The 22,223-nt window shown below is 50.0% G+C and carries 16 protein-coding genes; 13 read left to right on the top strand and 3 right to left on the bottom strand.

Features of this window, described 5'->3' with window-relative positions; all coding sequences use genetic code 11:
* The first annotated feature begins 181 nt into the window (after nucleotides 1-181).
* From PSHG_RS18840 to PSHG_RS18820, 4 genes are all read left to right on the top strand, one after another.
* Nucleotides 182-2,410 (top strand): helix-turn-helix domain-containing protein, encoded by a 2,229-nt coding sequence (locus PSHG_RS18840; protein WP_010276197.1) that lies wholly within the window; start codon nucleotides 182-184, stop codon nucleotides 2,408-2,410.
* Nucleotides 2,411-3,453: 1,043 nt separating this feature from the next.
* Nucleotides 3,454-3,576 carry a hypothetical protein gene (locus PSHG_RS31755; protein WP_262362379.1) on the top strand — a complete coding sequence of 41 codons (123 nt, stop codon included), beginning with the start codon at nucleotides 3,454-3,456 and terminating at the stop codon, nucleotides 3,574-3,576.
* Between the two features lie 200 nt (nucleotides 3,577-3,776).
* The gene (locus PSHG_RS30715; RefSeq protein WP_157213473.1) at nucleotides 3,777-3,941 is read left to right on the top strand and encodes a hypothetical protein; all 165 of its coding nucleotides are present in this window, start codon (nucleotides 3,777-3,779) and stop codon (nucleotides 3,939-3,941) included.
* Between the two features lie 429 nt (nucleotides 3,942-4,370).
* A complete protein-coding gene (locus tag PSHG_RS18820) occupies nucleotides 4,371-5,183 on the top strand; it encodes an SPL family radical SAM protein (RefSeq protein WP_010276194.1) in 813 nt (270 codons plus the stop codon).
* A 46-nt stretch (nucleotides 5,184-5,229) separates the two neighbouring features.
* On the opposite strand, the gene PSHG_RS18815 is transcribed toward PSHG_RS18820, so the two are convergent.
* Entirely contained in the window at nucleotides 5,230-6,273 is a 1,044-nt protein-coding gene (locus PSHG_RS18815; protein ID WP_010276192.1) for a metallophosphoesterase family protein, read from the bottom strand.
* A gap of 1,235 nt (nucleotides 6,274-7,508) precedes the next feature.
* Here PSHG_RS18815 and murC point away from each other — a divergent pair.
* A complete protein-coding gene (murC, locus tag PSHG_RS18805; protein WP_010276188.1) occupies nucleotides 7,509-8,846 on the top strand; it encodes a UDP-N-acetylmuramate--L-alanine ligase in 1,338 nt (445 codons plus the stop codon).
* Nucleotides 8,847-9,226: 380 nt separating this feature from the next.
* Here the strand turns inward: murC and PSHG_RS18800 are convergent, their stop codons facing one another.
* Complete coding sequence (locus PSHG_RS18800; protein ID WP_010276187.1) at nucleotides 9,227-9,781, bottom strand: hypothetical protein; 555 nt, start codon at nucleotides 9,779-9,781, stop codon at nucleotides 9,227-9,229.
* 194 nt (nucleotides 9,782-9,975) lie between these two features.
* Between PSHG_RS18800 and PSHG_RS28295 the strand changes: the two genes are divergently transcribed.
* The 4 genes from PSHG_RS28295 to PSHG_RS28285 all read left to right on the top strand — a co-directional run bounded on the left by PSHG_RS28295 (nucleotide 9,976) and on the right by PSHG_RS28285 (nucleotide 16,582).
* Nucleotides 9,976-11,109: a DUF3048 domain-containing protein gene (locus PSHG_RS28295; protein ID WP_010276186.1), complete on the top strand. Its 1,134-nt coding sequence runs from the start codon at nucleotides 9,976-9,978 to the stop codon at nucleotides 11,107-11,109.
* 427 nt (nucleotides 11,110-11,536) lie between these two features.
* A complete protein-coding gene (locus PSHG_RS18785; protein WP_148497784.1) occupies nucleotides 11,537-14,680 on the top strand; it encodes a hybrid sensor histidine kinase/response regulator in 3,144 nt (1,047 codons plus the stop codon).
* A 128-nt stretch (nucleotides 14,681-14,808) separates the two neighbouring features.
* A complete protein-coding gene (locus tag PSHG_RS28290; RefSeq protein WP_010276184.1) occupies nucleotides 14,809-15,987 on the top strand; it encodes a response regulator in 1,179 nt (392 codons plus the stop codon).
* 73 nt (nucleotides 15,988-16,060) lie between these two features.
* Nucleotides 16,061-16,582 (top strand): reverse transcriptase domain-containing protein, encoded by a 522-nt coding sequence (locus tag PSHG_RS28285; protein WP_081505193.1) that lies wholly within the window; start codon nucleotides 16,061-16,063, stop codon nucleotides 16,580-16,582.
* A gap of 261 nt (nucleotides 16,583-16,843) precedes the next feature.
* On the opposite strand, the gene PSHG_RS28280 is transcribed toward PSHG_RS28285, so the two are convergent.
* Nucleotides 16,844-17,404: a hypothetical protein gene (locus PSHG_RS28280; protein WP_235782087.1), complete on the bottom strand. Its 561-nt coding sequence runs from the start codon at nucleotides 17,402-17,404 to the stop codon at nucleotides 16,844-16,846.
* A gap of 401 nt (nucleotides 17,405-17,805) precedes the next feature.
* On the opposite strand from PSHG_RS28280, the gene PSHG_RS18760 reads away from it, so the two are divergent.
* The 4 genes from PSHG_RS18760 to PSHG_RS28270 all read left to right on the top strand — a co-directional run.
* Nucleotides 17,806-18,096, top strand: coding sequence for a YerC/YecD family TrpR-related protein (locus tag PSHG_RS18760; RefSeq protein WP_010276181.1), 291 nt, complete (start codon nucleotides 17,806-17,808; stop codon nucleotides 18,094-18,096).
* Between the two features lie 557 nt (nucleotides 18,097-18,653).
* Nucleotides 18,654-19,637 (top strand): sirohydrochlorin chelatase, encoded by a 984-nt coding sequence (locus tag PSHG_RS28275; RefSeq protein WP_010276176.1) that lies wholly within the window; start codon nucleotides 18,654-18,656, stop codon nucleotides 19,635-19,637.
* A 178-nt stretch (nucleotides 19,638-19,815) separates the two neighbouring features.
* The gene (locus tag PSHG_RS18745; RefSeq protein WP_010276173.1) at nucleotides 19,816-20,769 is read left to right on the top strand and encodes a diacylglycerol kinase; all 954 of its coding nucleotides are present in this window, start codon (nucleotides 19,816-19,818) and stop codon (nucleotides 20,767-20,769) included.
* Nucleotides 20,770-21,675: 906 nt separating this feature from the next.
* The coding region (locus PSHG_RS28270) for a TRAM domain-containing protein (RefSeq protein WP_235782086.1) at nucleotides 21,676-22,223 on the top strand (548 nt) is incomplete at its 3' end.

The following is a 22,223-nucleotide window of genomic DNA, read 5'->3' as shown; positions in this document are numbered from 1 at the left end:
TATCCCCGAAAATGTCCACCTAATCGCCACCGAACTAACTCGAAATACCGATCAAATACTACCTAAATACCACTATCATGCAAAATAACATTATTGTGAAAAAAGCTTGTCAGAATGAGGATTGATACGGTTTACTAAAAAGAAAAGAAATGGAAAAAGGGGAAAAGGAGCGAAGAACCGCATGAGGGGGAGAGCAGGAAAAAGGGATTCGCTGTATATTCGTTTGCTAGTATTCAACCTGATTCTTGTTCTGCTTATAACGGTCATCCCATCCGTGGTTTATTTTCAGTTTTTCAATTCCGGCTACAACGAGCAGCTTCAACGACTCAATATGCAAGCGGTTACGCAGCTGCGCAGTTCGATAGATGAAGAGGTGCTTAAGGATGCAGTTGAGCTGCCAAACCGTTATCTGTCCTCGATTTCGGGGAATGAAGAATTGACTTTTCCATTATCCAACGACATCAGCCGGGATTCTGCCCGCATTCTGGGAGTCTCCCGGGCGATAGGCATTTTGGAGCACAGTTTGCCTTATGTAGATTCGATTGATATTTACTATCGGGAAAGCAAGCTCATCTTTTTCAATACCAAAGTATGCTTCCTGCCGAATGATGACTGCGAGCTGGGGCATCGCGCGGAATGGTTCCCTTCCTTTGATGAGAACGATGAAATTATTCGCTGGCTGTCTACGCGTGATGGAGATGAGCGGCCGATCATTACGTATATCCGTTCCATTCCTTATTTTCCTAGACCGGGAGGCAAGCAGGGGATTGTAGCCGTTAATCTGAGCGAGCCGGCTATTAATCAATTTATCCGCCAATTGCCGTTTGCCGAGGGACGCCAGCTGATTATTGCGACTGAAGACGGGCAGCTGCTGACTGATTCCCTGGGTGCTCTGGAATTCAGTAACGAGGCAGAGGAGCAGGAGTTTCAACAGACTCTGCTGAGACCGGGGGCCGAGGACGGGATGTTCCAGGCCCATATCAATGGCAAGAAAAGCGTCGTGTCGTTCGCGAGCTCCAACTACAATCCATGGATTTACATCTCAATTGCATCTGCAGAGGATTATTACAGACAATCTTATGAGCTGCGCAAGCTTCTTCTGTTAATCGGGGCTGTGCTGCTGCTCGTTAACCTTGCGTTCGGCATCCTCCTGACGCGGAAAGCGCATAAGCCGATTGGCAGCTTGTTCCGGCAATATTCTACGGAGATCGATGAGCTTAAGGTGAAGCTGGACAAAAACAAACCCGTCCTTCGCCACTCTTTCCTGTCGCGGCTGATGGAAGGCAGAGTCGATCAAGACACGTTTGCCGATAATATTCAACTGCTCGATATGGATTTCAGCGGGGAAAAGGGCGTGAGTTTTATACTCGAGTTGGCCGACCGTTCATCCGCCCAGCATACCCGGCAGCAATTGCGCTTGTATCATCTGCTGGAGGAGCTGGACCAGCTGGCTCAAGGGTGCCGGATTCATGCTATTAAAGAAGAGGAGACCCGCCTCTCGGGCATGATCCTGCTGCAGGGCAGCAGCTTGCGCCAGGTGCTTGACGAGTTCCTGAGAAAAGCAGACGCCTTGCTTGCCGGAAACTACCGTTTGGCGCTGGGACGTGTCTATACATTAGGGCCAGCCAAACTGGCTGTATCCTATAGGGAAGCATTGGAGAGCCTGGATTACGCTTTTGTATTCGAGAAACGTCTGTACTTGGCGGAGGATCTGTTAAGTGAATCGCGGGCAGGAGACATCCGGCTGCCTAAGCTTTTGACGGATATGGAGGCTGCCATCCGTTCGGGAAACAGCCAGAGGTATTTGCAGGCAGCTAGCGAGCTTGCCGCAGAAATGAGGACGGGCGGATATACAGTAGAAGCCTGCCGGAGAGCTGTGCAGGAGGTTGTGCAGGAGATGAACCGCGCCTGGAAAACATTAGGCCTGTCTGCCAAACAGCTGCTGGGCTACGATATCCGGGAATACGGACATGAACTGGAGTCGCTTGACGAGTTCGTCCAATGGTTCGGAGACACCCTTAGGGCGGCACTGGATCACCTGAGCGCCAAACGGCAGACCGGGGAAAAAGATATGGAAACCAAACTGCGGCAGTTTATTGAGGACAATCTGGACCACACCCTGTCCCTGGAACGCCTGGCTGAGCATGTTCAAGTCAATCCTAATTATTTGAGCAAGCTGTTCAAGGCGATGATGGGGATGACCTTCACTGACTATGTGACGGGCAGAAAGCTGCAGAAGGCAGAGGAGCTTTTGCTCGAGCAGAAGCTTTCCGTGCAGGAAATTTCCAGCCAGCTGGGCTATAATTCGACCCATCATTTTATCCGCCTGTTCAAGGAGCGCTATGGACTTACACCCAAGCAGTATCAGAAGCTGAATGCTTCATCGGCTCCACGTAAGCGTCAATCCTGATTGCCAGACGGTCTGCTGCCAGATTGCTTGATGCCAGGCTGCCTGCCGCAAAATTGACTGCTGCTCAAGCTGCAAGAGCAGAGACGCGGATGCAGAGGGCTGGCAGTCTGAGGTAAAGTGCGAAAGCGCGGAAAGCCCAAGGACCAATGCATAGATATCGACAGTCTGAGGCAGAGTACCGATTGATGTACCGCTGCAAAGGAGCGTGGAGCAGAGAGGTCCGTGATGGTACAGAATTAGAAGAGTGGGGAGTCGGTTAAGGGGCCGCTGCGTAGGGCGAGAGACCCAGGAATGTAGATGAGTAGAGGAATAGAGAAGTAGAGGCGTAGGGGGCGTAGGTTGCCGGGGCTCCGCGCAGAGTACCGATTGATGTACAGCTGCAAAGGGGGATTATGAGAGTAAGAATAAGAGCCGTGTGAGTCCTGAGAGCCTGCACGGCTTTTAAGACAACCTAGATCAGGAATTTAGGCAGCTAGGGTAATTGGAAGGAAAGCAGTCATGTCTTCTCCAGTTCTGGCACAATTCCAGCATGAAAATAGCAAGGTTGGCGGGGTTCGCCGGCTGCGCGAGCTTGTGGCCTGCGTTTTGTACGATATGTCGTACAAATTCATGCGGTTGAAGTGTGATTACCGGAGATTTGTATGAAACGTCGTACAAATACAGGGCATTGAAGGGCGATTACCCAAGATTTGTATGACAAATCGTACAAATGCAGGAGATTGAAGGGCGATTGCCCGAGATTTGTATGACAAATCGTACAAATGCAGGGCTTTAAGCTATTAAGGAGCTGCAGCCAGTGTTTCATACGAAATGTCGTAGCATGTGATTAAGGCCGATTACTCCGATTACCCGAGATTGCTCACCATGCGGGAGTTTACGCTGGGGTTATTTCACAGAAAGTATCGTAATTTTCAAAAAAGATCATATCTAATGCGGGGTTTGTCCATACTGCTAGTAAGCGTTCGTTAAAGCTAAGCAAGCGACGATTGCAGACGGCTCTAAAAAGCTAACGAACGCCAAACAACGACAGGGGGAAGAAACCCGTGCAAAAGGAAAGCAGTGGACTAACTGGACTGTTTTGGGGCGTGCTGATCAGTATCCCTTTGTGGATGTCTATAATTGGCTGGATGCAAATTCTTCATGATCTGTTCCTGGTATTCAAATGACCTTCCGAGTAACTTGAACTAGTGGAATATAATACAAATAGTAGGATTTTCCTATGTTCATTCGAAGAACAAAAGCCGACAATAGTATATATAAAAAAGTTAACGTTAGTTAATCGTTGCTTTCCAGTAATAAACACTTTGGTTACCAGCGTAGATGGAGACTAATAACTTGCCAAAGACGTGCACAAGGAGGAGACAGAATGAAACGGCCCCTGATCATGAAGGTGCGAAACAGATGGCATCACTTCTGGTTTCACTATCATATGTTGCTTTATAATAACTGCCTGGATGACGGCATGAGAAGAAGATTGCTTAGCAAAGCAGATCATCATAATGCTCAGGCAGTGCTGACGAAAGCACTGTAGCCTGCTGAGTGTCTTTGTTTAACTGCAACCGTAAGGCGATACATTCGCTCTTACGGTTGTTTGTTGTTTGGCCATGCTGTGGCAAACGGGTCCGTGGAGAGGCGGAGTATGCGAAAAACTCATAGAACCGCCGCCGCCGCAGCACCCAGCATGGAAATAGCCGAGGTTTGCGGGGGGGCGCGGAGCCTGCTGCCTGCGTTTTTGGTGCGCGAAACTTCGGATTTAAGGGGGGCTAGGGCGCAAACGCGCGTAATTGAGGTGCATCGGTCCGAGTTTTGAACGATTAAACGTACAAATGCGGGGGGACACGGGACCAGCATTTTGCGTTTTGAACGCTGCCTGGTTATGCTTATGGTTATGGTCATGGTTATAGACCGAGCGGCATAGCGTTTTTCATGGTATGATCAATTAATATCAGGAGGTGAGCGGATGAACGTACAGCATAAAGTTTCCAAAAAACTGCTTAATCCGGGCAGCGGCTTTTTGAATGGCTATACGCATACGCTTAACCCCTACGCAGGATGCTCCTTCGCCTGCAGCTACTGCTACGTGCGCAGAATGCCTGTCGCCTTGTTCCGCAAGGATTCCTGGGGTACCTGGGTTGACGTCAAAACGGGAGCCAAGGAACAGCTGGTGAAGGAATTACGGCGGGCTAAAACCAAAGGGCCGGTCACATTGTTTATGTCTTCCAGCACGGATCCTTATCAGCCCGTGGAGTATAAGGAGCAGGTTACCCGCGGTTTGCTGGAAGCGATGGTGGAAGTGCCGCCGGACTTCGTGCTCGTCCAAACCCGAAGTCCGCTTGTGACGAGAGATACGGATTTATTCCTCCGTTTAGGTGAGCGTGTGCGGGTGAGCATGACGGTAGAAACGGACTTGGACCACATTCGCCGCTTGTTTACCCCTTCCGCCCCGCCGATTCAAGCGCGGCTCAAGGCACTATCTGAACTGAAGACCGCCGGTGTAAGAACACAGGCTGCGATTGCTCCTGTGCTGCCTTCTAGTGAGGATTTTCCACGGCTGTTGAAAAAAGCAGTGGACCGGGTATGTATCGATGACTACTTTATGGGAGATGGAAGCAAGGGGCGGCGTACTGAACAGCTTGGCATCTCTCAGCATTACTCGATTAACGAGTTAGATGGATGGTATGATCCGCAAGCCTATTTGCTGGTTAAGGACCGGCTCTTGCAGTGGTTTGACGAGGAACAAATCAAGATTAGTCAGGAGGGCTTTCTCCCTTAAATAAAACGCAGCAGAGGGGCCATTTCCCCACTCTGCCGTTTCATGATCAGCGCTGGTGACGGTTAATGGGCAGCTTCCAATCAGCGCCGGTTACCCAGCTTTTCGTTGTGAACTCGCGGCCGCGAACCCGCAGTTCATTTTCATAAACTTCTATATACATGCCTTGGGAATGGTTGCTAACGCCATTGGGGGTAAGGACACGGCAAACTGCAGAATTATGGAAGCAATTCAGGTTCCGCTGACGAATATAAGTACTATCCAAATTTATTTCTTGATGGGTATGCCCCGAAAAAATAAACACATTGGAATACGGCTCCAAAATATCTCGCAGTTCATTTGCCCGTATGACACTGTGGGTGCCGCCCTCACTGTTTTCGCCCGGCATCGGCTGATGGATAATGATGATCGCCGGTTCATCGTTAGCGTGCTCGCTCATCTTTTGCCGCAGCCAGGTCAGCTGTTTGTCCGAATACCAGGCCCCTTCGCCCACCTCGCGATTTTCCTGCAAATAAGTCTCCTGGGATAGCAAAATCAGGTGAACTCCGTTAATCCAAACATCATGATAAGGAGTCGAATAATTCATAAATTTCATGAAGCGAGCTCTTGATTGTGCGTCGGTTTTACCGTTTGGCAGGGTGTCTCTGGCAAATGAGCCTTTGGAGTTAATCCAAATATCGTAATAGTCATGGTTTCCCATATTGGCGAATAAAGGGGGAAGCTTGAATTCGTTAAGCAGATTTTTTAACCGGTTATACTCCTTCTCGCGGCCATAGTCAGTTAAATCCCCTCCCAAAATGATCGCATCTACCTTGTTTCCGGCGGTAGAAATATCGTTAAGCGCCCCTCTGAACTTATCGGATGTAGAGAGGTCGAATTCACTAATATGCGGGTCGCTAAGCAGATAAGCAGCAAACAGTAATTTGCCGGCTCCATCAGCCGTTTGGGGTGTGACTCTTTGTACTCGTGAACGGTAGGTCAGCTGATTTTCTTCAACGGTTTGCTTGCCGACAAACCACTTGATGACTGAAACAATTCCACTCGCCGACAAAAAAAGCGAGGAGAGCCATTTCAGAAAAAACCTGCGGGTCATGATACACCTCCGATGCAAATCTCACTTTGTCATGGGCTTTTCTGGTATCGCAATAAGCGAAAGCCCAACGGTTTGGAATGGGCAGCCTCCTTCTCCTTTGGACAAGACTAGGGCATGGCAACAGCCTAACCCGGGAGTGACCCCTGCAGGATCAACCGGGGATAGGTTTCTTAAAGGTAATTTTAAATAAAAACGAAAAGAACGATAAGCTAAGTTTCAGTAAAAGTGTAACGGCGATAAGACAAGTTTCAGTAAAAGTGTAACGGCGATAAGACAAGTTTTAGTAAAAGCGAAACGGCGGATAAAACAAGTTTCAATAAAAGCGAAGTGATGATAAGATAAGCTTCGGTAAAAACGCTGGAATTCCGGCAGTATGGCATCAACTGTTAGCTCGATTTTGCATAAATTGAAGAGATAACGGTGCGAAGTAGAGAACCAGGACAGTAATTTGAGCCTTTTTACAGCACAATTTTTCCATCGGCATCCTAATATTTATACAAATGTCTTCAAAAGAAGTTGTGCAAGAGTGAGAACTTTCCGCCAGATTACGCTTCCATGCTTCTGTTTCTCCACGATGTTTTGCGCTAACGCTCGCCCTCGCTCTTATGTGTGACAAAGCCCGGAAAACCGCGATCTGAAGCAATATAAGGACCATGGCAAGCGTTAGAAATTATATCCCCCTAATTTTGCTTAAATAAGGACAACTGCGAGCGTTAGAGTGGATAGCGGCTGCTGCAGATTCGCGAAAGCGCCGTAAACGGCTGTGCGCGTGCTGCAAAAGCGCCGTAAACGGTAGCGCGCGATCGGTGAAAGGCTTAGACTGTCCTACCCAATCTATAGACGAGGCTTGTTGGAAAAATGTTCCGCCAAAATTCGCTAAATTCATCAAATTTACACAGTCAGAAACCGGACACTTTAGGGAATAATAGCAAAACATGGATGAGAAGACATGGAAAAGAGCTCTTTGCGGTGCGGAAAAGGGGAGCTCGCCGTCTTTTTTCCACTTTAAAGGGGATATGACAAGTGGTCATGTTCGTCAGGGCTAATTTGTTTTATAATGGATAAGTAAGGGTTTAATATAGATTTAGCAAATGCCCATTTTCTACATACACTAAAGGTATACCTAGAGAATCTGGCTATGTGCATCTTGACTAATGAACATTTTAAGTAATGCCGCTGGAACGGTTAAATCCTGGAGTGGCGTTAAGATTAGCATAAAATCTGGAGGAGATGTCATGACAGCAACTTATCATATGGTTGGCATCAAAGGAAGCGGAATGAGCGCTTTGGCACAGCTGCTGCAGGATATGGGGCATTTGGTGCAGGGGGAAGACGGCGACACGTATTACTTCACCCAAGCGCCGCTGGAGCAGCGGGGGATTCCTTTTTACCTGTTTGGTGAGGCGCCTTTGGTATCCGGGATGAAAGTGATTGTATCGAACGCTTACGGAGCCGATCACCCGGCGGTGGCCAGGTGTCGCGAAGCAGGGCTTGAAGTGCAGTGGTATCATCATTTTCTCGGAGAGTTCATGAGCCGTTTTGTCAGCATTGCGGTTACGGGCTCCCATGGTAAAACGACCACAACCGGTATGCTCTCCCACGTCTTAAGCGGGGTGGTTCCGACAAGCTGTCTGATTGGAGACGGAACCGGAAGAGGAACCCCGGATGCCCGTTTTTTTGTATTTGAGAGCTGTGAATATAAGCGGCATTTTTTGGCTTATCGGCCGGAATTGGCCGTGATTACTAATATTGATTTCGATCATCCGGATTACTATGCGGATCTCGATGATGTCAGATCTGCTTTTGAAGAGATGGCGGATAGGGTAGGCCGCAAGCTAATCGTGTGCGGGGACGATCCCCAGGTAAGAATGCTGAAAACAGACAAGGAGCTTATCCATTACGGATTCCAGGAAAGCAATCAGCTGCAGGCTGTCAACGTCAGGGTAGAGAATGGCGGAACTGTGTTTGACGTGTACGCCTATGGAAAGCTGCTCGGTCATTTTACACTGCCGTCCTTCGGCCGGCATAATGTGCTGAACGCATTGGCTGTTATCGGAGTGGCTGTGGAGCAAGGGCTTGACCTGGACAAAATCCGGGAGCGGCTCGCTACTTTCCCGGGGGTGAAGCGGAGGTTCTCCGAGCAGGAATGGAGAAGCAACATTCTGATTGACGACTACGCCCATCATCCTTCGGAAATTCGGGCAACCTTGGAGGCGGTTAGAAGCAAATATCCCGAACGCAAAGTAGTCGGAGTTTTCCAGCCCCACACCTTCAGCAGGCTGGAGAAGCTGCTGGAAGATTTCGCAGTTTCGCTGGATGAAGCGGACGATGTATATTTGTGCGATATTTTCGGTTCGGCTCGCGAGCAGCGCGGGACAGTCTCCATTGAGCATCTGCGTGACCGCATTCCCCATTCGCAATTAATTTCGGAGAACAGCGTATCCGATCTGCTCGGTTATGAGGATTCTGTGCTGGTATTTATGGGTGCTGGAGATATTGGCAAGTACCAGACGAAGCTGCTTGAGCTTGGACGGGGAGAATCGGCAGAGAATACGCTGCAGCAGCCTCTTTAATCGAGTAAACCGAGAACAGGCGGCTCCCTATGAAAAATTTGTCTTCACAAGTCGAATATCGTGGTATAATGGCAGATATAGGAACGTGGTAGATTCGGCTGTCATTTCCCTTCCCTGAAAGCTTCTCTGGCTTCTGCTGCGAGAACAGTCTGGACCCATTCTGTTTCTCGTATGTATAGAAGCCAGCGGGCTTTTTCAAACGGTGGACATACCAAAAACCGCTGAGCCCTATACGGACCCGGCGGTTTTTTTGATTGATCGGGAAACGATGGAAAGCTAATTTCTAGGAAATGATGAAAAGTTAATTTCTGTAGAAACGATTTCTGCAGTCTGGAGCAGGCAGAAGGGAGCAATCGGCAGGGACTGGATTCAGCCTGCGATTATCGGTTGTAGGCTTTTTCCTTGTCCCAGGCAGTAAAGTCGCCGAACGCTTCCCAGAACAGGGAACCGTCATAGTAGTCATACCAGAGCATATGGCGCTTCACGCCCGTTTCCCGGACAAACCATGTGTATTTGCCTGATGTGTAATCGTATGGAGTGACGAAGATTTCAGCGATATCGTCCTCTCCGATGCCCTGTTCCTCGAGCTGGCGCCGGATTTGTTCCTCGCTCTGGCCTTCATCGATGGCAACCGAGCCATAGTCCTGAATAGCATCATCTTTGCCGTTCACCCAGACATGTCTCTTCTGGCCGTTCTCATCCGTACCGGTGAGCATCAGAAACGATGGGCCGCCAGGCAATATTTGCTTAATTTCATCAACTTCCGAAAGCAATTTATTCTCAATGACATAATTCGTGGCCGCCTGATTGGAAGGCAGCGGGACGATCGTTTGCAGATGCTCATCCGATCTTCCTACACCGAATAATAACAGAAAAACGATGGCACACGACCCTCCGAGAATGCCGAGTAAGATCAAGGTCGCTTTCAGCTTCATGGGAGATCCTCCTTCTTGCTTCGCGCATCCTCATTTTATCAAATGGGGTCTAGCAGTTCCAATGGATGTTTTCAAACGTTTTGTGAACAGAGCCGGAAGGGCCGGCAGCGCCCTGCCCGATTTCTCCGGCGGTTTCCGCCCGGCAAAGCCGGCCTAATCTTAGTTTTATTTAATTTGTATGAGGTGATTATAGCATGACCCCGTTCAACCTCGACCGCAATGCGCGGGCAGGCAAACCCGTTTTCCGTCTGCTTATGCTCATGATGGCGGTTATTGTATTGACAAGCTGTGCCAACGCTAATTTATCCGAGCAAGTGCCGCCAAGTCCTACTCCGACTCCCCCGGCCCGGCCAACTCCGGAACCGACCCCGACTCCCCCGCCATTTATTTATCCTTTAACGGGCATTGGCACGGAGGAGGAGCAGAAGGTGCGGCCGTTAATGGTCATGGTGGAGAATTCTCCACAGGCCAGACCCCAGACCGGGCTGGATCAGGCGGATATCGTCTTTGAGATTCTCGCAGAAGGGGAGATTACCCGCTTCGCTGCTGTATATCAAAGCCAGGAACCGGAAGTGATCGGACCGGTGCGAAGCATTCGTCCCTACTACGTAGAGATTGGCGAAGGCTTGGACGCGCTTATCGTTCATGCGGGCTGGAGCCAGGAAGCGATTAATATGATCAAATCCCGTCAGCTGGCCCATTTCGACCAGGTGTATGGTGACGACCGCTATTACTGGCGATCGAGCGACCGGCGGGCGCCGAACAACTTGTACACCAGTGTGGAGAAAATCCGCGAGGGAGCTGTCAATAAAAAGTACCGGGAAGAATGGAAAGACCCTCAGCTGCGTTTTGGAGATATTAAACGGGTTACAGGGGAGAGCTTCACTCATGTGGAAATCCCTTATATTCATGGTTACAAGGTCTCTTATGATTACGACGAGAAGGAACAGCTCTTCCTGCGCAACATGGCGGGGGAGCCTCATACCGATGCCGAATCGGGAGTGCAGCTGTCTGCAGCAAATGTGCTGATTGTCGAAGCCGAGCATCGGATATTGGATGATGTCGGCCGGCGCGCGGTTTCCCTGCTTGGCTCAGGGAATGGTTATCTGCTGCAGGCTGGCAAATACCGGGCTGTTGAGTGGGAGCGGACGAACGGAATAATCCGCGCCTACGATAATGGCAGGGAGCTGGAGCTGATTCCGGGCAAAACCTGGATACAGGTCGTCCCTGTAGGCACCGATGTCGTATTCGAAAATGCTGCCGAGGAAACGGATGGCAACGCGGAAAATGCGGATGACGACGCAAAGGATACAGCTGACGATGCTTAGGATGCAGCTGAGGCTGAATCAGCTGATGATGCATAGGAAGCGGCTGGCGGCATAAAGAATACGGCTGACGTTGCATAGGCTGCGGATCAGCTTCTATCGCTGACGATAAAGCCGGGACTAATTCGGTGATTAGAAAGGCAGCTATTTATGCATGCCTTTAGAAGAACCCGGAATCAGGAAGGCAAGAGAGCTTGTACCGGAAAATGAGATGAAATTTAATAAAATATCTTGGCGAAGGGCGCGAAAATCGGGAACTGAGCACCGCAGAACTGAGCACCGCGAAACAACACCGCGAAACTCAGCAGCCCGAAACTCAAATCGCGAAACCTGGCACATAGTGCTCTCACATAATCCGGACTAGTTCCTAGAATATGTATGGGATCGCCGGAATCGCGCCTGGAATTCGCAAGAAATGGTCAGAGGACATATGGAAACAACAAAACTTCGTATTTTCTACAAATACATATTGCTCGCACTGCTATTTCTCGCACTGTTTCTTGGTATGCGCTGGTTCTGGTATAACTTGTTTGCAACAGCTGATCATCCTCCTGCTGAGCAAGGTATCCTTGACATGCGCGGCTTGGACTTGGATGAGAAGCCGATTTTTTTGAGCGGTGAATGGGAGTTTTATCCGGATCAGCTGTTGACTCGCGAAGAGATGGATGCTTCTGACAGCACCCCCCCTGTGTTTCTGAAGGTGCCTGGAGACTGGAGAGGGGCTTGGGATGAAGCAAACAACTCCTACGGATATGGCACTTATCGGCTCCGTATTCTTGTGGACCAGCCGCTGGATGAGCCGTATGCTTTATTATTTCCGTCTATCCAGGCCTCATCTGCTGTGGAGGTAAACGGAAGATTGGCGGCGGAGGAAGGCCAGCCGGCAGAGGAAGCTGCCAGCTATACTCCGGGTTCCCGCTCGTACATGGTCTCCTATATTGCCGAGTCTGACGAGCCGCATATCGAATTGCTGGTGCAAGTCGCTAATTTCGACCATCCCTATAAAGGGGGGATTACCCGTCCCATCCGTTTTGGCTCGCAAGCAGCGATTGACTATACCTGGTGGTATTCCATCGGGTTTCAGCTGGTTACCTTTATCATTTTAATCCTTCATGGCTTGTATTCACTCCTCCTCTATCTGTTCAGCCGTAAGGAGAAAGTGTTTCTTATCTTTTTTCTGCTGCTCTTCACTGCGGGCATGACGATTATCACTGACCATGATTTTCTCATCCGGCAATGGGTTTATCTTAATTATGAATGGACAACCAAGCTCAGAATCCTTTCCTATGTATGGATAACCTTTTTGATTTTGCTGATGAGCCGGGCTTTCTCGGGCATCAAGAGCGGAAAGAAGCTTTTTTACGGATTTCTGGCTGTGCTCGTGGCTTATACTCTATTTACGCTGGCCGCACCGGTGTCGTGGGTGTTTTTCTTAAGCAAAATCAGACTGTTTGCTGTTTTGTATTTCTTTCCGCTTATTTGGTTCTTTTATATCATAGTCAAAATGCTAAGGACAAATCGCCGGGATGCGATGTTTTTGCTATTCTCGGGAGCTAGCGTTACCTCCAGTGCAATTTGGGGGATTTTCAGCAATCGGGGATTCTTTAACGATGTGTATTATCCAATTGATATTTTAGCGGCGTTAGTCGGTTTTTCCGCCTATTGGTTCAGAAGATATTTCCGCAATGCGGAAGAAAACGCCAGGCTTACCGAACGTCTGAAGGAACAGGACAAGCAAAAGGACATTTTTCTCGCAAATACTTCCCATGAGCTGCGGACACCGCTGCACGGCATTATGAACATTGCCTCCTCCGTAACCGCTAAGGAAAAACACGTTATGGCTAAGAAAAGCGTGGAGGATATGGAGCTGTTAATCACGATCAGCCGCCGCATGTCTTATCTCCTGGATGATTTGCTTGATGTCGTCCAGCTAAAGGATAAACGCATTGTGCTAAAAATGGAGCCGCTCTCTGTATCCTCAACCGTATCCGGAGTAGCAGATATGCTCCGCTATATGGCTGAAGGCAAGGCGTTGGAACTTAAGGTGGAGTTGGGGCAGGAGCTGCCTTTGGTGCAGGCGGATGAAAAACGATTGGTACAAATTCTGTTTAATCTCGTGCACAATGCAGTGAAATACACAGAGTCCGGGACGATTACGATTTCGGCTGCGGAGGAAAACGGCCAGGTGACCATCAAGGTAGCTGATACCGGGATCGGTATGGATGAGGAAACCAAAATCCGGGCTTTCCTCCCCTATGAACAAGGAATTCCGGCTAACAAGACCGATGGCGGGATCGGACTTGGCCTGAGCATAAGCCAACAGTTAGTGAAGCTGCATGGCAGTGAGCTTCAGGTGGAATCCGAGCCTGGAAGAGGATCCGTGTTCTCCTTTTCCCTGACGGCAATACCGGAGAGCGAAGCAGCGGATCAATCGCATGCGGCAAAGGCTAACCGGGCGCTGCTCAAGCTTCAGCTGGACAAACAGCAGGATGAGCTGGAGATGATTCAGCCCTTTCAGCCTCCTTCCCTACAGGTCCTGACACCTTTGTCCAGCTCAACGCCGCTTGTGGCTAAAGGGACAGTTCATATTCTTGCAGTAGATGACGATCCGGTTAATCTGAAGGTGCTCACCAGCATTTTGGAAAAAGACGAATTTCACATCGAAACGGCCAGCTCCGGAGTTGAAGCTCTTGAACGGCTGAATGAGCGGCCGTGGGATCTGCTGATTGTGGATGTGATGATGCCTTACATGTCCGGATATGATTTTACAAAGCGGGTCAGAGAGGAGTTCTCGATATCGGAGCTTCCGGTGCTGCTGCTTACCGCACGCAGTCAGCCGCAAGATATCTATACCGGATTCCTGTCCGGTGCCAATGATTATGTAACGAAGCCGGTTGATGCGCTCGAGCTGCAATACCGGGTAGGCGCATTAGTGACGCTGAAGCAGTCAGTCAAAGAACGATTGCGTATGGAGGCTGCTTATCTGCAGGCGCAAATTCATCCGCATTTTCTCTTTAACACGCTGAATTCGATTATTGCGCTCAGTGAAATCGATATCGAAAGGATGAACCGGCTCGGAGAAGCTTTTGCTTCCTATTTAAAAATCAGCTTTGACTTTCTAAACTCGGGAGAGCAGGTAGAGCTATACCATGAGCTGAACCTTGTGCATGCCTACCTGTATATAGAGAAGGAGCGCTTCGGAGACAGATTGAAAGTAAATTGGGCTGTAGATGATAATCTCAACATCCTTATTCCTCCGCTTACGCTTCAGCCGCTGGTCGAGAATGCCGCCCGTCATGGCGCCTTGAGTCAGATCGGGGGCGGAACGATAAGCATCCGCATAGCGAGACAGGAGGATGGAATTCTCTTTGAAGTGAGTGATGATGGCGTCGGAATGGAGGTAGAAACGATCGAGAGACTGCTGAATGCACCGAGACAAGGGCAACGGGGAATTGGTATTTTCAATACAAACCGGAGACTTATTCAGATGTACGGCAGGGGTCTTGAGATCCGGAGCCAGCCGGGGAATGGTACTACCGTTTCTTTTAAAATTCCTGTCCGGGCGAGTCTTTAGAGAGAAAGGGCTTCAAAGTTTTGTAAATTCAGCAAAAAAAGTTTTCCAATCTAGTTCAACAATTCACTATAATAGACTCAACAGTCCTTTTCGTTAACTTTCTGAAAGTAAAAGGAGGAGGTTGCAACTTGAACGCTATTCTAGTGGATGACGAGCCGTTGGCATTAAGGAAATTGGAAAAAATGCTGAAAAAGTTTGAAGATATCCACGTTTCAGGCTGCTATCAAATCGCGCCACAAGCGATTGAACAAATACAGCAGGTGAAACCCGACGTTGTATTCCTGGATATTCACATGCCGGGAATTAACGGTCTGGAGATGGCGGAACGGATAAACCAAGCCTCTCCTCATACGAATATTGTGTTTATTACGGCACATGATTCTCATGCTATCCATGCATTCGAGCTGACTGCGCTGGATTATCTGCTTAAGCCGGTAAGCCAGCAGCGCTTAAGCAAGTCCATCGAACGCATAAGAGAGAATCTGAAGCGGCTTGACAACCGGGCCAGCAGCGCTCCCAGCCGCGAGCTGCTCACTCTCCACTGCCTCGGAAAGCTGTGCATCCAGTGGCCGGGCCAGCCTCCGGAGCCGTTGAAATGGCGTACGACTAAGGCCAAGGACGTCTTTTGTTACTTGTTTCATCATCGCGGACAGCTGGTGAATAGGGATGTCCTTATTGACTTGTTCTGGCCGGAGCTTGAGGAGCACAATGCAGCCATCCATCTGCAGACAACCATTTACCGCATTCGAAATCTGTGGAAAGGATTAAGCAAGTCGCTGGCTCCTCAAGAGGAATTGGTATCGATTAAGTATGTATCCCGCGGATATTGTCTGGAATTAAACGAGCATATCCGGGTGGATGCGGCCGAGTGGGAAAGACGGGTTTCCGCGCTGGAGCCGATTTCTGCAGCAAATGTGGACGAGTATCGGCAGCTTGTTGACAAGTACGAAGGCCATTATTTGGGAGCGGACTATAAGTGGGCAAAAATTGAGCGTCATCGGCTGGCAGCTCTATGGCTGCAGCAGGCGCAGCAGCTGGGAGAATATTATGAGCGGCAAGGCTTGCTGTCGGAATGCCTATCCATCTACCGCAAGGTTCTATACATAGATCCTCTCCGGGAAGAAAATCATTTCCGGCTGATGAAGATTTACGCCAAGCTGAGTGACTTCTCCTCTGTACGCAATCAATTTGCCGCTTTGCAGGAGATGCTGGCTAAGGAAGTGGGAGTGTCACCGAGCCAGGAAGTGCTTAACTGGTACGAGGAGTGGTCAAGAAGACGGAGAGCTGTAAGACGCTCGACTTCTTGAGGGTGAAGCTTCTGGCCAGCGGCCTGGCCGGGGAGTATGCGGCGCAGCTGACCGCTGGTTTCGCGCAACCAAAATCGTACTGGAGAGCATCTATGAAGCGGACTTCAAAGACTGCTCCTACGGATTTCGGCCGAAGCGAAGCACCCATGATGCGCTTCAAAGAATCATGGACGTGGCCAACAACGGGCGGATTTACTGGGTTGTGGACGTGGATATCCAAGGATATTTTGTCAATATCCGGCACGAAAAGCTGATGAAGCTCGTGGAACAACGGATATGCGATCGGAAGGTACTGAAGCTCATCAGGCAATGGTTGACAGCAGGGGTGATGCAAGAAGGTCGGGTACAAGAAACAACCATCGGAAGCCCCAAAGGTGGGGTGATCTCGCCGCTGCTCGCCAACATCTACCTGCATGCCTTGGATGCGATATGGGAGAAACGATTCCAGGAAGTGGGGACGCTTGTCCGTTACGCGGATGACCTGGTCGTGCTCTGCCACCGCAAGGAACATGCCTTGCAAGCGATTCGAGTACTCAAAGCGGTGTTCGCCAAACTGGAACCGACCATCAACACCGAGAAGAGCAGCAGTAACTAAGCAAAAGCGATTGTTCATGGGTACTCACCCATAACAAACGCTTTTTTACTATAAGCTTCTCGCTTGCCTATGCTTGCGCAAAGCGAAGGCGCTCCGCGGCCTGCGCATCCCGGGAGCGCCGCTACGGCGCACGGGTGCCCCGTGGCCCGTGCATCACGGGAGCGCCGCTGCCGCGCAAGAGCGCCCGCGGCCTGCGCATCACGGGAGCGCCGCCGCCGCGCACGGGCGCTCTGCGGCACCGCCCGCTGCCGCTAACTTCGCTTAGCGGCGACCGCCCTTGCGGCTGGCTCCCCTTCTCGCGCCAGCGCGTCTTCTTCTCCGGCGGCGGCCGGAGCTTGCTTTGCCCGCAGTCGACGCCTTCGTGCCGAAGGAGCCTAGCAACAGCTTCAGCATAGGCGTCATCTGCTGCACGCTTTGCATGACTTTTTGGACCTTGCCTACGGTTGATACAATGCCTTCTATTCCACCCATACGGTCAACGATTGATTTAATCTGGTTGAAGTTGAAGCCTGACCCGCTACCGCCGCCTGTACCGGTTCCCGCTGAAGGATTGACCGGCTGCGGCAAACCTTGAAAGCCTCCCTGAAAGCCTCCTTGATAGCCGGAATAGCCCTGAGGGTAGCCGCCAGGAAATCCTCCCGGGATGCCTCCGCCTCCAAATCCTTGAAAATCGGAGTAGCCCATAAAAGACTGCGGCGGGGCATCCAACCAGTTGCGGACCTCGACTTGCGATGACACCGGCCGGGCAATTGGTTGGGACTCTGGGGAGTAAGATGAAACCGGGTAATATTGACCGGATCTAGCCTGTCGTTTTGGATTCACTGGATTCACAACCCTTTTTTATTTATAATCTATGTGGTAGGCAAATGATTGGATTGGACGAATGTCCCGTTATCTAGGTATTTTTCCTGTGTGAGCATCATTATGCATAACTCGATTTCATTGCAGGTATAGCAAGCTATAGATATAGAAGATACGGATACGAATATGAATATGGATACAAATATGGATACGAATACGGATTTTGACCGTTATTTTGATTCCCGGTATTTTGCTCATGGAAAGTAACAGGATATTCATGCAAAATGCAGGGCTATACAATTTAGTTCACTAACGCTTAAAAAGTTTACAGTTTTACAGAGTTTTAGGCCCGAGGGGCAGGGATTTGAAGTGAGCTGTCGAACTAATACAGTAAAGGAAACCAGCAGAAACGAGGGAAAGTCATGCAGCTGAAAAAATTAAACGATAAAGCGATTGACCAATTGTTTGAAGCCATTTTGACCTTGAAAGATGTTGAAGAGTGCTATGTGTTCTTTGATGACTTGTGTACCGTTAACGAAATCCAATCCTTGTCCCAGCGGCTCGAAGTGGCGCGCATGCTGAGAAAAGGCTATACTTATAATCAAATAGAAGCAGAGACAGGCGCGAGCACTGCTACCATCTCTCGGGTGAAGCGCTGCTTGAATTACGGCAACGACGGGTATAAAATGTCTCTGGAAAGACTTAACCGGTAAACTTCTAAAGGGCTTAATCGTAAGGGGATTTAATGGTTAAGGATGTTAATGGTTGAGTTGTCTAGCTTCATTGATTTATGCTATTCAACACGATACTAAACGTTAGTATAGATATTCATTTTCAGAAGCCCAATTGTAGCCAAGTGAAGGTTGTGAAGGAAGTAAAAGGAAGTAAGGGATAATTGAACGGATTGCATAAACAAAGCCTTTTTATAAGTTAAAGCTTTCCTGGAAATAAGGTGCGCTGATTACATGAACGCCGCTCGCGCAGCTTGATGCAGCCTGGTACTAGAAATAATTGCCGCTTGGGGAAAAACCGAGAGAACACCAGATACCAATCCTTCTCTAAATCGGATAGAGTGGGATTTTTCATATTCCCGCTTTGCAATTCCAGATCAGGATGGTAGCTTATGCGAATCAGCTGCAGCATTCACGTTCCCGGGATGCGGCTCAGGACGAGCTTGATCTCCTCGGAAAAAATGTACGGGGTTAGGAGCTGGGAAGGGTGCAAGGGCATGTACAGGAATAGGTACAGAGCTAGACACGGAGATGGGTACATGATTATGGATAATCAGGGCAAAAGGAATTCCGCACCATTATCCTGTCCCGAAGGCTTGGCTCCGCGCTGCGGAGTCCTCGTCATTAGTCATGGCTCCAGCAATAAAGGCTGGATCCGGAAGGTGGATGAATGCGTCCGGGAGATCCGGCGGCCTGATGATCTGCCAATCTATGCAAGCTTTTTGGAAATGGTGGAGGGCCGGACAATTCAGGACGGCATTCGTGAATTGGAAGACCAAGGAGTTACGGATCTGATCGTCATTCCGTTGTTTATCTCTGCGGGCAGCTCTCATATAGAAGAAATTCAAGCTTTGCTTGGGGTGGGGGCGAATCCAGCCTCTGCTTCATCGCCTGAGCTTCAGCTTAAGTCCCGGCCCCAGTCTGCGGGTGGCAGCCGTTCAGTTTCAAGCCAGCCAGGAGCTGGTGGGGAGGAACCGTTCGCCCCGGGAACGGCTTCAGTATTAGCCAGCATGCCCGGAACGGATAAAAAATCAGGAATCCCCCGTCCGGATATTAAGCGTCTTGAGCTTAACGCCCGGGTTCATTGGACATCGCCGATTGGCGACTGTGAACCGATAGCCCGCTTGCTGCTGCAAAAGCTGCAGGAATGCAGCCTGGACCCGAAGCAGGAGGTCGTGCTGGTCATCGGGCACGGCAGTGATCTGGAGCCCGGGTATACCCGGTGGAAGCAGGATTTGGACGGACTAGCCCGCCGGGTGCGCCGCCTAGGAGGCTTTGCCGCTGCAGAAGGAGTTACGCTGCTGCCCGATGAACTAAAACCAAGGCTTGACTATTGGTCGAAGCAGGAGCCTAAGCTGACGGTCCTGCTGGCTCCTTTGTTTGTCAGCCCGGGTTATTTTACCGAAAAGGTCATCCCCAGACGAGCGTCTGAATATGAGTATAGGTATAATGGAAAAGCATTGCTTCCAAGCTCTGTGATCAGCCGGTGGATGGAGCAGCAGATTGCGCCTTTTTTGGGCTAAGCCTAGAAATGGAAATGAGGCCCGACCTCAAAAATTTGTGCATGTCAACGGCTCAAGAAGGATTGTGTTCCGCGCTGTTGAAAAAGAAAAATCCGATTAAGCAAAATGCTTAAGTTTCAGCAAGGATGCTAGTTTCGAGCCTGAAAGGGAACATACTTTGATAAAAAGGTGATTACGAATGACCAAGCGAGCCAGACTCATTTACAATCCCTCTTCCGGGCGGGAAGAAATGAAAAAGCGACTTTCCGAGGTTCTGCAGCGTTTGGAGCGAGGGGGAATCGAAACCTCTACCCATGCCACAACCGGAGAAGGAGACGCAACGATTGCCGCAGCCCGGGCGGTGGAAAACGGCTACGATATCGTCATTGCGGCGGGTGGAGACGGGACCCTCTATGAGGTCATTAACGGATTAGCCGAAAAAAGTCATCGTCCTGATTTGGGCATTATTCCGGTGGGGACGACGAATGATTTTGCCAGGGCGCTTAACATTCCGAAAAATCTGGAGGAAGCGTGCGATATTATCGTCCGCCAATACTCTGCTCCTGTCGATGTGGGCAAGATTAATCAGCGGTATTTTATCAATATCGCCGGCGGCGGCTCTTTAACCGAGCTTACGTACGAGGTGCCGAGCAAGCTGAAAACACTGCTGGGCCAGCTGGCTTACTATATGAAAGGGATTGAGAAGCTGCCCCGCCTGCGTCCGATTGAGTTAAGCGTGCGGTCGGACCAGCATGATTTGACGGAGCAGGTCATGCTTTTTCTCGTCTCGAACAGCAATTCGGTGGCCGGCTTTGAAAATCTCGCTCCGGAAGCGAGCATGAGCGATGGTTTGCTGGAGGTTTTCATTCTCAAAAAATGCAACCTGGCTGAGTTCATTCGCGTCGCTACGCTGGTGGTGCGCGGGGAGCATTTGAACGATCCTAATGTGATTCATTTTAAAACGAAGCGGATTGAGATTTTTTCTCCCGATTACGTGCAGCTGAATCTGGATGGGGAGCTGGGCGGAACCTTGCCCTGCACGATCTCTGTGCTGCCTAAGCATCTGAATATTTTCATCGATGAAACCGGCACCTCCTCGTACAAAGGCAACGGCCGGCTGGACAACGGGCTTTTGGGATCGCATGAGGACTAGCCTGGCGTATCAGCAGTGCGGTGATAATCATTGCAGCCCAGGCGGGTAAGTTTTGCGGAAAAAGAGGCAAGAGTATAGGTAAAAGCAACCGTAAAACGCAGCTGAAAAGGAAGCGAGTGATACCGCTGAGGCAGGTTTAAGAAAGTGCCGGCGGCCATTTACTATTATATATTGAATGGGGTAGACCGACCGCTGTCATGCAGCGAAACACCGCGTGCCGGGAGCTGCGCGCGTTGCGAAAGAAAGTCAGCTGCAGGATAAGTAGGGAGATTGTGAGCGAGGGCGAAGTGCGGCCTTGGTTCGAAATTTCGTATGAAACACTGGCTGCAGCACCTTAATAGCTTAAGCCCTGCATTTGTACGATTTGTCATACAAATCTCGGGCAATCGCTCTTCAATCCCCTGCATTTGTACGATTTGTCATACAAATCTTGGGTAAATGCCCTTCAATCCCCTGTATTTGTACGACGTTTCATACAAATCTCCGGTAATCGCCCTTCAACCGCATGCATTTGTACGACATTTCGTACAAAATGCAGGAAACAAGCCCGCGAACCTCGCGAGCTCCGCCAACCTTGGCTATTTTCATGCTGGAGCTGTGCCTGAGAATTCACTGGCATGACTGTTTTCGCAAGAAAAGCAGGTTGTGGAAGCATAGCCTCCGCCTCGGAAATTCATCGGCTTTTTTGAGCAATGATTAGTTCAACCCAAAGCTGTTAATTTCGGGCAGGTTCCTTTTTCTAAAGTTGTGAAGGGTGATCTAATTAAAAGTAACAAGGCGGTCCAGCAGATTGGCGAGCCGCAAAACGTCAAGCCGTTAGAGCTGCCGTTCCTGTATGGTATGAATCAAGTATCCGGGGAACGAGCCAAGCCAAACGGCCCACAAAGAACGGGAGACAACCGAGTTATGGCAAAGAAACCAAGAAGAAAGCCGTCCCGAGGCCAAGCGCTGAACGAGAGCAAGAGCAGATCGCAGACTCAAGGCAGGGACGCTGCTAAGCGACAGCATCCGGGCAATCAGGCTGAGGGAAAGAAGACTGCGTCTTCTTTCGCAGATCGGCAGCCGGTGCCGGTGCAAAAAAATGATCAAGTCATCGTGGACATTATCGGTCTGGGCCATCAAGGTGAAGGCGTTGGCCGCTACCAAGGGTTTACTTTATTCGTGGAGGGCACGCTTCCTGGAGAGCGGGCCCTTGTCCACGTTTTGAAGGTGAAGAAGCAGTATGGCTACGCCAAGCTTCTGGACCTCATTGAGCACAGCCCACACCGCACGAAAGCTCCTTGTCCGATCTTCGAAGCGTGCGGGGGCTGCCAGCTCCAGCATTTGAGCTATGAAGCTCAGCTCCGCCACAAGCGGCAGCTTGTGGTGGACAGCCTCGAGCGGATCGGCAAGCTGCGCGTGAGCAGTGCGGGCACGAGCGCGTTTGAGACGCGAGTGGGGAGCGATGGCGGCGT

Origin of the sequence: Paenibacillus senegalensis JC66 (genome assembly GCF_000285515.1) — a bacterium.
GTDB lineage: Bacteria > Bacillota > Bacilli > Paenibacillales > NBRC-103111 > Paenibacillus_L > Paenibacillus_L senegalensis.
Note: the sequence above shows the minus strand (reverse complement) of the source record. Positions and strands in the feature narration are given on the sequence as shown.